Origin of the sequence: Bradyrhizobium sp. 2S1 (assembly GCF_011516625.5) — a bacterium.
In the GTDB taxonomy this organism is placed as follows: domain Bacteria; phylum Pseudomonadota; class Alphaproteobacteria; order Rhizobiales; family Xanthobacteraceae; genus Bradyrhizobium; species Bradyrhizobium septentrionale.
In genome coordinates, this window is record NZ_CP147717.1 from 2,467,974 (window position 1) to 2,480,107 (window position 12,134).

At 63.6% G+C, this 12,134-nt stretch carries 11 protein-coding genes; 4 read left to right on the forward strand and 7 right to left on the reverse strand.

The annotated features are described in order from the left end of the window. Positions 1-2: 2 nt before the first annotated feature. A complete protein-coding gene (gene holA / locus HAP54_RS11640; RefSeq protein WP_166300113.1) occupies positions 3-1,034 on the forward strand; it encodes a DNA polymerase III subunit delta in 1,032 nt (343 codons plus the stop codon). Between the two features lie 124 nt (positions 1,035-1,158). Here the strand turns inward: holA and HAP54_RS11645 are convergent, their stop codons facing one another. From HAP54_RS11645 to hemJ, 7 genes are all read right to left on the reverse strand, one after another. Beyond that, positions 1,159-2,046, reverse strand: a complete 888-nt coding sequence (locus HAP54_RS11645; RefSeq protein ID WP_166300115.1) for a ParB/RepB/Spo0J family partition protein — start codon at positions 2,044-2,046, stop codon at positions 1,159-1,161. 141 nt (positions 2,047-2,187) lie between these two features. Next, positions 2,188-3,039, reverse strand: coding sequence for a ParA family protein (locus HAP54_RS11650; protein ID WP_166300117.1), 852 nt, complete (start codon positions 3,037-3,039; stop codon positions 2,188-2,190). A gap of 28 nt (positions 3,040-3,067) precedes the next feature. Then, positions 3,068-3,733, reverse strand: coding sequence for a 16S rRNA (guanine(527)-N(7))-methyltransferase RsmG (rsmG, locus tag HAP54_RS11655; protein ID WP_166300119.1), 666 nt, complete (start codon positions 3,731-3,733; stop codon positions 3,068-3,070). A gap of 118 nt (positions 3,734-3,851) precedes the next feature. Continuing rightward, the gene (gene mnmG / locus HAP54_RS11660; RefSeq protein WP_166300121.1) at positions 3,852-5,735 is read right to left on the reverse strand and encodes a tRNA uridine-5-carboxymethylaminomethyl(34) synthesis enzyme MnmG; all 1,884 of its coding nucleotides are present in this window, start codon (positions 5,733-5,735) and stop codon (positions 3,852-3,854) included. Between the two features lie 260 nt (positions 5,736-5,995). Further along, on the reverse strand, positions 5,996-7,321 hold the full coding sequence (mnmE, locus tag HAP54_RS11665) for a tRNA uridine-5-carboxymethylaminomethyl(34) synthesis GTPase MnmE (protein ID WP_166300123.1): 1,326 nt from the start codon (positions 7,319-7,321) through the stop codon (positions 5,996-5,998). Positions 7,322-7,619: 298 nt separating this feature from the next. Further along, positions 7,620-8,885, reverse strand: a complete 1,266-nt coding sequence (gene rho, locus HAP54_RS11670; RefSeq protein WP_021078151.1) for a transcription termination factor Rho — start codon at positions 8,883-8,885, stop codon at positions 7,620-7,622. Positions 8,886-9,135: 250 nt separating this feature from the next. Further along, a complete protein-coding gene (hemJ, locus tag HAP54_RS11675) occupies positions 9,136-9,558 on the reverse strand; it encodes a protoporphyrinogen oxidase HemJ (protein ID WP_166300125.1) in 423 nt (140 codons plus the stop codon). 445 nt (positions 9,559-10,003) lie between these two features. On the opposite strand from hemJ, the gene HAP54_RS11680 reads away from it, so the two are divergent. From HAP54_RS11680 to coaE, 3 genes are read left to right on the forward strand one after another with little or no spacing between them, the layout of a single operon-like run. Next, a complete protein-coding gene (locus HAP54_RS11680) occupies positions 10,004-10,840 on the forward strand; it encodes a pyruvate, water dikinase regulatory protein (RefSeq protein WP_029080974.1) in 837 nt (278 codons plus the stop codon). Between the two features lie 10 nt (positions 10,841-10,850). Then, on the forward strand, positions 10,851-11,459 hold the full coding sequence (locus HAP54_RS11685) for a Maf family protein (RefSeq protein WP_166300127.1): 609 nt from the start codon (positions 10,851-10,853) through the stop codon (positions 11,457-11,459). 52 nt (positions 11,460-11,511) lie between these two features. Beyond that, on the forward strand, positions 11,512-12,111 hold the full coding sequence (gene coaE, locus HAP54_RS11690) for a dephospho-CoA kinase (protein WP_166300129.1): 600 nt from the start codon (positions 11,512-11,514) through the stop codon (positions 12,109-12,111). Positions 12,112-12,134 lie beyond the last annotated feature (23 nt).

Genomic DNA, 12,134 nt, shown 5'->3' on the forward strand with positions numbered 1-12,134 from the left:
CATTGGTCGCACTTCGCGGAAAAGAGATCGACAGCTTCCTCGCCCGGCCCGACGCCGGCCGGCCGATCATCCTGCTTTACGGTCCGGACTTAGGCCTGGTGCGCGAGCGCGCCGACGCGCTGATGGCCTCCGCCGTCGACGATCCCAACGATCCGTTCTCGCTGGTGCGGCTCGATGGCGACGAGCTCGCCGCCGAACCGTCGCGGTTGGTCGATGAAGCCATGACCGTGCCGCTGTTCGGCGGCCGCCGCGCCATCCGCGTCCGCGCCGGCTCCCGCAATTTCGCAAGCGGCGTCGAGTCGCTGACCGAGACTGCCGCGCTCAGGGATTGCCGCATCGTGATCGAGGCCGGAGAGCTCAGGCCGGAATCGCCGCTTCGCAAGATCTGCGAGCGCGCCAAGAATGCGGTCGCGATCGGCTGCTATCCCGACACCGAACGCGACCTCACCAAGCTGATCGAGGACGAGCTGCGCCTCTCCAATCTGCGGCTTGCTCAAGATGCGCGCGCGGTGCTGATGTCGCTGCTCGGCGGCGACCGCATGGCGTCGCGCAACGAGCTGCGCAAGCTCGCGCTGTTCGCGCACGGCAAGGGCGAGATCACGCTTGACGACGTCATGACCGTAGTCTCCGACGCCTCCGAGCTGAAACTCGATCCGATCGTCGACGGCGCCTTCGCCGGCAATGCCGCGCTGGTCGAGACCGAGTTCACCAAGGCAATGGTCGCCGGCACCTATCCCGGCGTGATCATCTCGGCCGCGCAGCGCCAGGCGGCTTGGCTGCACAAATCGGCGCTGGCCATCGCAGAAGGCACGCCGGCGTCAACCGTGCTCGAAGGCGGATTTCCCCGGCTGCACTTCTCGCGCAAGCCCATGGTGGAAATCGCGCTGCGCAATTTCACGCCGCCGCGGCTGGTGAATGTGATCGATCAGCTCGCGACCGCGGCACTCGACATGCGCAAGCAGGCCTCGCTCGCCGCCGTGATCGCGCAACGCGCGCTGCTGTCGATCGCGGCCAATGCGAAGCGGAGGGGGTGAATTTGATGGAGTCATTCCGGGGCATGCGAAGCATGAACCCGGAATCTGGATGTGGTGAAGCGAGATTCTCAGGTGCGCAATTGCGCACCATAGTTCGCGCTGACGCGCGCCCCTGACGAAACCGCTAGCCGCCCTCGAGCCGCCGCACCACCTCGTCGAGCTGCTCGAGGTTGCGGTAGCTGATCTGGACGGTGCCGCCGGGATCGCGATGGCTGACGGTGACGGCAAGGCCGAGCGCATCGCTGACGCGCTTCTCCAGCGCCAGCGTATCGGCATCCTTGTCGACCTTGGCCGCGGCGCCAGCGCGCGCCTTCTGCGGCTTGCGCTCAGGGACGCCCTCCTCATGCGCCAGCGCCTCGGCCTGGCGGACGTTGAGGCCCTCGGCGACGATACGCTTCGCGGCAGCGAGCGGATCCGGCACGCCGATCAGCGCGCGGGCGTGGCCGGCGGACAGATCGCCCTTGGAGATCAGCGCCTGCACCTCGGCGGGCAGCTTGGTCAGCCGCATCATGTTGGCGACGTGGCTGCGGCTCTTGCCAACGATCTTGGCGATGTCTTCCTGGCCGCGTTTGAACTCGTCGGCAAGCGCGTGATAGCCCTGCGCCTCTTCCATCGCATTCAGGTCTTCGCGCTGGACGTTCTCGATGATCATGATCTCGAGCGCGTCGGAATCAGAGACCTCGACCGGCACGATCGGCACTTCGTGCAGGCCGGCGAGCTGCGAGGCGCGCCAGCGGCGCTCGCCGGCGATGATCTCGTAGCGGTCCTGCACGCCCTTGATGGCGCGCACCACGATCGGCTGGATCACGCCGCGCGCCTTGATCGAATCGGCAAGCTCGCCGAGCTCGGCGTCGGCGAAGCTGCGCCGCGGGTTGCGCGGATTGGCCTTGAGGAATTCGATCGGCACCTTGCGCTGGTTGCGCGGCCGCTCGACATGCGCGGCCTCGCCGCCGACATCTCCGATCAGGCTTGCCAGCCCGCGCCCCAGTCGCGAACGCGCTTCATCGGCCATTGTTGCGAGCTCCCTTGGATTCACGCGCAGTACTCCAGACTTGAATTTCAGAATCGGTGGATGGGTCGAGCGCAGCGAAGCCCATCGCTGCCGTCATGTGCTGCAATGGGGTTCGCTTCGCTCCACCCATCCTGCGCATCGTCAATGCGCGCGCAGCTCGCGCTCGCGCTGGATCACTTCGGTGGCGAGCTTGAGATACGCGTCGCTGCCGGCGCATTTGAGATCGTAGACCAGCACGGGCTTGCCGTAGGACGGCGCCTCCGAGATGCGCACGTTGCGCGGGATCATGGTGTCGTAGACCTTGTCGCCCATGAACTGGCGCACGTCGGCAACGACCTGGTTGGAGAGGTTGTTGCGCGAGTCGAACATGGTCAGCACGATGCCGTGGATCGACAAGCTCGGATTGAGCGTCGAGCGCACCTGCTCCACGGTCTGCAGCAATTGCGACAGACCTTCGAGCGCGAAGAACTCGCATTGCAGCGGCACCAGGATCGCATCCGACGCCGCCATCGCATTCACCGTGAGCAGGTTGAGCGAGGGCGGGCAGTCGATCAACACGTAGGTGTAGTCGGCTTCCGGCGAGACGTTGTTGTTCAGCCCGGCGATCGCATCGCGCAGCCGGAAGGCGCGGCCCGGCGTGGTGCCGAGCTCAAGCTCGAGGCCGGAAAGATCCATGGTGGAGGCGGCGATATGCAGCCGCGGCACCGCGGTCGCGACCACGGCATCGCGCAGCGGTGCCTCGCCGATCAAGACGTCGTAGGTCGAGCAGCTGCGGTTGCGACGATCGATACCCAGGCCGGTCGAGGCGTTGCCCTGGGGATCGAGATCGACGATCAGGACCCGTTCGCCAATCGCGGCGAGTGCCGTTCCAAGATTGATCGCTGTGGTTGTCTTGCCAACGCCGCCCTTCTGGTTCGCGAGCGACAGGATGCGCGGATGGCCGGGCGGCTGGGTCGCCCTATCCTCTTGATAAACCTCGTCCATCACAGTCATACCAAAATACCATTTCTCGCGGAGTCCCCTAGCGCCGCTCGATTAACCCGAGTTCGACGATCCAGCCCTGTCCGCCGGTACGGCTGGCGTGTAGCTTTGGCTCAATATTCCAATATTTAGTGGCCTCGGTCAATTCGGCCTCTACATCTTGACCCTTCAAAAACAGCGCCTTGGCGCCCTTTTTGACCCACGGCTCCGCAAAGCCGATCAGTTGATGTAACGGAGCCAGCGCTCGTGCGGTGACGCAATCGATCGGGCCTGCGATTCTATCCACAGTATCCCCGATATCAGCCAAATGCACCGTCCCCGGAGACGACGTCACCCGTACAGCCTCGCGCAAGAATGCGGCCTTCTTGGCGATTCGCTCAACCAGATGGATCGAAGCGCCTGATGTCTCGGCCAAAGCACAGGCCAGCACGACGCCGGGAAACCCGCCGCCGCTGCCGAGATCGACCCAGGATTTGGCAGAGGGCGCGAGGCTCAGGAGCTGCAGCGAATCGGAGACATGACGCGTCCAGAGATTCGGCAGGGTCGATGGCGCGACGAGATTGGTCTTGGCTTGCCATTCCAGGAGGAGGGCGATGTAGCGGTCGAGCCGCGCTTCCGTTTCACGTGAAACGGGGGTGAGCGCGAGCGCTGCCGCCTTGTCCTTGGCGGAGACGGTGAGTTCTGCGGGTTGCGAGGCTGGAGCCATTCTGGGCGGAGGTCGGCTATCTGAACGAAAGGGAGGTAGATCTCGGGTCTAGGAGGCGATGGAATCGCCTCCGCCCCGCAAAAGATAAGCGCTCAGCTCGTACGTTTCACGTGAAACGTCAGGCGATGGCCTTGGCTGATTTCCGTCGCGCTTCGCGCCGCAGATAGGCGGCCAAAATACCCAGCGCCGCCGGCGTCATGCCGTCGATCCGGCCCGCCTGCCCGACCGTGCGCGGCTGCGCCTTCTGCAGCTTGGCGCGCGCTTCATTCGAGAGACCCGGCACGTCGGCATAGTCGACATCGGTCAGGACCAGGCCCTCATCGCGCCGGAAGGCGTCGACGTCAGCGGTCTGGCGCTTCAGATAGACATCGTATTTGGCATCGATCTCGAGATGCACCGCGATAGCAGTGTCAATGGCCGACAGCTCCGGCCAGATCGCCTGGACCGCAGGCCACTCAATCTCGGGATAAGCCAGCAGCTCAAACGCCGTGCGACGGTGCCCGTCGCGGTTGAGCGACAGCCCGTGCTTCGCAGCTTCGTTGGGGGTGATCGCGAGCGACTTCGCCAAGGTCTTGGCGCCCTCCAGCGCCGCCATCTTGGTCCGGTGACGCCCCGCGCGCGCCGCACCGACGCATCCGAGTGCGATACCCTTGTCGGTCAGCCGCTGGTCGGCATTATCGGCCCGCAGTGTCAGCCGATATTCGGCGCGTGAGGTGAACATACGATAGGGTTCAGTGATCCCGCGGGTCACGAGGTCGTCGATCATCACCCCGAGATAGCCGTCGGCGCGGTCGAACACGATCGGGTCGGCCCCGCCGGCCGCCAGGGCGGCATTGAGCCCGGCGACGATGCCCTGCCCCGCCGCCTCCTCATAACCTGTGGTGCCATTGATCTGGCCGGCCAGGAAAAGCCCACGTAGACGCTTGGTCTGCAGGGTCGGATCGAGCTCGCGGGGATCGACGTGGTCGTATTCGATCGCATAGCCTGGCCGGACCATCTTTACCCGCTCAAGGCCGGGGATGCTGGCGAGGATGGCGAGCTGGACCTCTTCCGGCAGCGAGGTCGAGATCCCGTTGGGATAGACCGTGGTGTCGTCGAGCCCCTCCGGCTCCAGGAAGATCTGATGGCCGTCGCGATCGCCGAACCGGACGATCTTGTCCTCGATCGAGGGGCAATAGCGCGGTCCGGAGCTCTTGATCTGGCCGGAATACATCGGCGAACGATGCACATTGGCCCGGATCACCTCATGGGTCGCCGGCGTGGTCCGGGTGATGCCGCACTGGATCTGTGCCGTCGTGATCCGGTCCGTCATGACCGAAAACGGCTCCGGCGGGTCGTCCCCGGGCTGCATTTCGACCGCCGACCAGTCGATCGTGGTGCCGTCGAGGCGCGGAGGCGTCCCGGTCTTGAGCCGGCCGAGCACAAATCCTGCCCGCTCGAACGAGGCTGACAGGCCCATGGCCGGTGCTTCGCCGACCCGGCCCGCCGGCCAGTTCTTCTCGCCGAGATGAATCAGGCCACGGAGGAAGGTGCCGGTCGTGATGACAACCGCACCCGCTGAAAGCTGACGGCCGTCGCCCAGGCGAATGCCGGTGACGCGGCCATCAACGACGATCAGCTCGTCTGCCTCGCCTTCGATGACGCTCAGGTTCGCAGTCTCGGTGATCGCCGCCTGCATCGCGGCGGCATAGAGCTTGCGGTCGGCCTGGGCCCGGGGGCCGCGGACTGCCGGACCCTTGCGGCGATTGAGCATGCGGAACTGGATGCCGCCGGCGTCGGCAACCCGGCCCATCAGGCCGTCCAAAGCATCGACCTCGCGGACCAGATGGCCCTTGCCGAGCCCGCCGATGGCCGGATTGCAGGACATCGCGCCGATGGTCGCAAAACGATGGGTCACCAAGGCGGTCTTCGCGCCCATCCGGGCAGACGCGCTCGCGGCCTCGCAGCCGGCATGGCCGCCGCCGATGACGATGACGTCGAATGAGTCTGCCCTGGAAGTCATGGCGGGACTTCTATCGCGGAGTGACGAAAGCCGGAAGAACGAAGTTGGGGTCGTCAGGCTGAGACCCAGGCTGGAGCAGATATCGACTGCTTCCACCTTCGCTAGACTTCCGCGGGACAACTCGCTTCGCGCTCAATGACGGACGGTGGTGTTTCACGTGAAACAGCACGATCACGCCACGCGGTTGTTTCACGTGAACGGGAAGAGGGGTCGTCAACCAGATCGAAACCATGTTTCACGTGAAACAAATGGGTTGTCCGCTACTTCCCTATGCAGAATTCGCGGAAGATGACGTCCAGGATGTCCTCGACGTCGACCCGGCCGAGCAGGCGGCCCAGCGAATAGGCCGCCCTACGAAGTTCCTCGGCAGCGAGTTCCTCGCCCTGCCCCACCACGTCGATGCTGCGCTGGAGAGATTCGACGGTCTCCTGGAGCAATCCGCGCTGCCGGGTCCGGCTGATCAAACCGCCTTCGCTGGTCGCAAAATAGTCGTGAGCGAAACCCACCAGTGCGGCGACGAGCTCGGAGAGGCCGTCGCCGCGGGCAGCCGAGATCCTGAATTCGGGGTGATTGCCTCCCTCACCCGACGGAGCCCTGACGAGGTCAATTTTGTTTCGTACCAGCCAGGTTGGCGTCGTTCCGCCATGCCCGACCTTGGCGCCGCCGCTGTCGGCCAGCCACAGCACGAGGTCCGCTTCGGCGGCGCGGGCGCGGGCGCGGCGGACGCCCTCCTGCTCGACCGGGTGATTGGTCTCGCGGATCCCCGCGGTGTCGATCACCGTGACGGGATAGCCGTCGAGATCGAGCTGCACCTCGATCACATCCCGCGTCGTGCCGGCATGCGGCGAGACGATCGCGACCTCGCGCCGGACGAGCTGATTGATCAGGGTCGATTTGCCAACGTTGGGCGGGCCTGCGATCGCGACCACCAGGCCGTCGCGCAGCCGCTCGCTTTGCCCCTGCCCCGCAAGCACTTGCTTGATTTCATCATGCAGCGCCCGGATCCGCTCGAGCGCCGGCGCGACCAGCTCCGCCGGCACGTCGCCTTCATCGGAGAAATCGATGCCGGCCTCGATCAACGCCGACGCCGCGATGATCCGCTCGCGCCAGTCCCGCGCGCGATCGCCAAGCAGCCCCTTCAGCTGACGCAGCGCCTGGCGCCGCTGGCGATCGGTATCGGCGTGGATCAGATCGTCGAGGCCTTCGGCCTCGGTCAGGTCGAGCTTGCCGTTCTCAAAAGCCCGCCGCGTGAACTCGCCGGGCTCCGCCGGCCGCACATTCTCGAATGCCGCGATCACGTCGAACATCGCCGACAAAACCGCGCGTCCGCCATGGACATGGAATTCGGCCACATCTTCGCCGGTGGCACTTGCCGGGCCGGGAAACCACAACACCACCGCGTCATCGATCGGTTGGTGTTTCGGATCACGCAGCAGCGCCCGGGTCGCCATTCGCGGAACCGGCGTCTTGCCGGCCAAGCCGGCAATGACCGACTCGGCCATTGGGCCAGACAGCCTGATGATGGCGATCGCGCTCGGTGGCCGTCCCGAGGACAGCGCAAAGATGGTTTGGTCGCGCGGATGCATCGCCTATTTCTTCCAGCAAATCGGCAAAGGCAATGCCGCTTCCATTTCGCAGGCAATATCGCTTAATGCTGCATTGCAGTATGACCGAGTTTCTTTGCAGCAGCCGCGCAGCAATTTTGCTGCAGCAACGCTGCCCGGGGCACACCTATGCGACAGAAATATAAATTATATCAGACAGTTGTATAAATATTCGGTACGCCAGATGGCCCAGTTTATGCTGCACCCTGCTGCAGCAAATCCGCAGCATGAAAAAAGCGCCCCGCTTGTGCGGAGCGCCCTATCCTCTTCGGCCGTGGCCTCAGGTGTTCATGGAATCGAAGAATTCCGAGTTGCTCTTCGTGTTCCGGAGCTTGTCGAGCAGGAAGTCGATCGCATCCATGGTGCCCATCGGATTGAGGATGCGGCGCAGGACGTACATCTTCTTCAGCACCTGAGGATCGGTGATGAGCTCCTCCTTGCGGGTGCCGGAGCGAGCAATATCGATCGCCGGGAAGGTCCGCTTGTCCGAGACCTTGCGGTCGAGAATCAGCTCGGAGTTACCGGTGCCCTTGAACTCTTCGAAGATGACTTCGTCCATACGGCTGCCGGTATCGACCAGCGCGGTCGCGATGATGGTCAGCGAACCGCCCTCCTCGATGTTGCGCGCGGCGCCGAAGAAGCGCTTCGGGCGCTGCAACGCGTTGGCGTCGACACCGCCGGTCAGCACCTTGCCGGATGACGGCACCACGGTGTTGTAGGCGCGGCCGAGGCGCGTGATCGAATCGAGCAGGATCACGACGTCGCGGCCGTGCTCGACGAGGCGCTTCGCCTTCTCGATCACCATCTCCGCGACCTGGACGTGACGCACGGCGGGTTCGTCGAAGGTCGACGACACCACCTCGCCCTTCACCGAGCGCTGCATGTCCGTGACTTCTTCCGGACGTTCGTCGATCAGCAGCACGATCAGATAGCAGTCGGGATGATTGGCGGTGATGGAGTGCGCGATGTTCTGCATCAGCACCGTCTTGCCGGTGCGCGGCGGCGCCACGATCAGCGCGCGCTGGCCCTTGCCGATCGGCGCGACGATATCGATCACGCGTGCTGAAAGGTCTTTCTTGGTGGAATCCTCAAGCTCCATGCGGAAACGCTGATTGGGAAACAGCGGCGTGAGGTTGTCGAAATTGACCTTGTGCTTCGACTTTTCCGGGTCTTCGAAATTGAGCGTGTTGACCTTCAGCAGCGCGAAATAGCGTTCGCCTTCCTTCGGGCTGCGAATGTGGCCTTCGATCGTGTCGCCGGTGCGCAGGCCGAAACGGCGGATCTGCGACGGTGAAACGTAGATGTCGTCGGGGCCGGGCAGATAGTTCGCGTCGGGCGAACGAAGGAAGCCGAAGCCGTCGGACAGCACCTCGACAACGCCTTCACCGATGATGTCGGTCTCGGCGATCGCGAGCTGCTTGAGAATTGCGAACATCAGCTCCTGCTTGCGCATGGTGCTGGCATTCTCGACCCCGTTCTCTTCCGCAAACGAGACGAGCTCGGCCGGCGTTTTCGATTTGAGGTCCTGGAGTTTGATTTCCCGCATTGGGGTCGTCCTGTGAGGAAGTAGGTAGGGAAGGGGTGCGAGGTGGCTTGGAAAAAGCGGACGCCAAAGGAAGGTCCGCAGGTCTCAGCCAGGAAAGTGCCGTTTGGGCTTCAAACCTGATGCGGCGCCGGCCCGAAAAGAACCGAAACGCGACCACATCCGCCTGCGTGGGGTGGGATAAAACCTATATAGAAAATCGATCCGTCCTTCGCAAGAAGAACTGAAGCATGCTTCCCAGGCATCGCAATGTCTAGAACGGCTTCACGACCACCATGATCACGATCAGGACCATCAGAAGCGTCGGCACCTCGTTGATAATGCGGTAGAATTTCTGGCTACGTTGATTCCGGTCGGCGGTGAAATCCTTCACGCAGCGGGACAAAAAGCCGTGGATACCCGACATGACGAGCACCAGCGTAAATTTGACGTGAAACCAGCCCGATAGGTACCAGTGTCCGGCCCAGGCCAAATAAAGCCCGGCCAGCCAGGTCACGATCATCGCCGGGTTGATGATTGCCTTCAAAAGCCGCCGCTCCATGACCTTGAAGGTCTCGGACTGCTTCGAGCCGGCTTCGGAATCGCAATGATAGACGAACAGCCGCGGCAGATAGAGCATTCCCGCCATCCACGAGATCACGGCAACGACGTGCAGGGCCTTGATCCAGTCGTACATCGCAGGGATGCCTTTCGGGGAACAGCTCGGGCGGGTTCAGCGTTGCGAGCAAGCGCTGCAAGCGAGGGACGGATACATATCCGCTCACACGGCTTTCCTAAAACTAATTAAGTTTAGAATCTAAGGTTTGAGTCTAAGTAGCGGTGAATTTGACTCATGCAACGCGGTCCAGTGCCTCTCACGGTCTTGTTCACATTCCTCAACATTGCGGCCGGCGTAGACGGATGTCGGGAATCTGTTCCTCGACTCAATTGGTTGCGTACGTCTGTGGCCAGCTTATCAAGAGACAAATCCACACCGGTTCACTATCATCCTTGCCATGACGTCGACTTGTCCTTTTCGGCAGTGCTGTGAAGAACTGGGCGAGATATACAGGGGCCGGCCGGCGGACCCGGATTGTTCTCCTCGACCTCCACAGGGATTCACAGGATAGACAGGGGCTCTGGTGCCGACGACCTCCAACTATTTCCACCTGCATCTGGTGTCTGATTCGACCGGCGAGACGCTGATCACGGTGGCGCGCGCGGTCGCCGCGCAATACGCCAACGTGACTGCGGTCGAGCACGTCTATCCGCTGGTGCGCAGCCAGAAGCAGCTCGATCGCGTGCTTGACGAGATCGAGGAATCGCCCGGCATCGTCCTATTCACGCTGCTCGAGAAGGACCTGGTCGGCCGGCTCGAGGGCAAGTGCAAGGAAATCAACGTTCCGAGCCTGTCGATCATCGGGCCGGTGATGCAGTTGTTCGAGGCGTATCTGGGCGCCGCGACGACCGGACGTGTCGGCGCACAGCACGTGCTCAACGCGGAATATTTCGCCCGGATCGACGCGCTGAACTACACGATGATCCATGACGACGGTCAGCATGTCGAAGGCCTCGAGGACGCCGACGTCGTCCTGGTCGGCGTGTCCCGTACGTCGAAGACGCCGACCTCGATCTATCTCGCCAACCGCGGCATCCGCACCGCGAATGTGCCGCTGGTGCCGGGCATCCCGTTGCCGCATCAGCTCGAGACCCTGAAGAAGCCCTTGGTGGTCAGCCTGCATGCGACGCCGGAGCGCCTGATCCAGGTCCGGCAGAACCGCCTGCTCACCATGGGCGACCGCGACAACGACACCTACATCGACAAGCAGGCGGTGGCCGACGAGGTCGCGTTTGCGCGGCGCCTGAGCGCGAAGTTCAACTGGGCGCTGCTCGACGTGACGCGGCGTTCGATCGAGGAGACGGCCGCCGCGATCATGAAGCTCTATAACGATCGCCAGCGCGCTCGGCCGTCGGAGTGATCTTCACGTCATGAGTATCTGGCGCGGCCCACAGCAGCTGATCCTCGCATCGCAAAGCCGCGCGCGAAAGATGCTGCTCGAAAACGCCGGGCTCGATTTCGAGGCGTTGCCGGCCGATATCGACGAGCGCGCGGTGCAGAAGGATTCCGGACTTTCGGCGCCGGGCGAGATCGCATCGCTGCTGGCGCGCGAGAAGGCGCTGTTCATTTCAAGGCAGAAGCCGGGCCAATATGTCGTCGGCGCCGATCAGACCCTGGCACTGGGGCAGCGGATGTTCAGCAAGCCTGCCGGCCGCGCGCAGGCCGCCGAGCAGCTCGGTCTGCTCGCCGGAGAGACCCATGAGCTGCATTCAGCCGTCGCGGTGGCGCGTGACGGAAGGGCTCTGTTCGACGACGTGAGCGTGGCCCGCATGACGATGCGGCGGCTCGCGGCCGGCGAAATCGAGGCCTATCTCGACCAGGCCGGGGCGGCGGTGACGACCAGCGTCGGCGCCTACCAGCTCGAGGGTCTGGGCGTGCATCTGTTCGAGCGGATCGAAGGCGACCATTTCACCATTCTCGGCCTGCCGCTATTGTCGCTGCTTGCGTTCCTGCGCCGCGAGAAGCTGCTCGCGGTATGAGGCGTATGGTAACGGAGAGATGCTGAACCGATGTTGACGCGATGTTGATCCGATGCTGATTCTTGGACTGACCGGCTCGATCGGGATGGGGAAATCCACCACGGCCAAATTATTCATGGAGGCCGGCGTGCCGGTCTACGACGCCGATGCGGCCGTGCATCAACTCTACGAAGGCGAAGCCGCGCCGGCGATCGAAGCCGCTTTTCCCGGCACCACCGCCAATGGCAAGGTCGACCGCGCCAAGCTGTCGGCACGCGTGGTGCACAACGCTGCGGCGATAAAGCAGCTCGAGCAGATTGTGCATCCGATGCTCGGCGCGTCGCGGCAGAAATTCTTTGCCGATGCGGAGGCCGCCGGCGCCTCGATCGTCGTCGTCGATATACCGCTGCTGTTCGAGACCGGCGGCGAGAAGCGCGTCGATGCCGTTGTGGTCGTGACGACATCGCCGGAACTGCAGCGCGAGCGCGTGCTGGCGCGCGGCACGATGGATGCCGCGAAACTCGACGCCATCATCGCCAAGCAGATGCCCGACGCCGAGAAGCGCAAGCGCGCGGATTTCGTCGTGGATACCTCGCACGGACTTGATCCGGTGCGGGCGCGCATCCGCGACATTCTGGCCGAGGTTGCTAAGATGCCGAAGCGGCGCGCCTGATTCGCCGCTTTTCGGATTGCTTC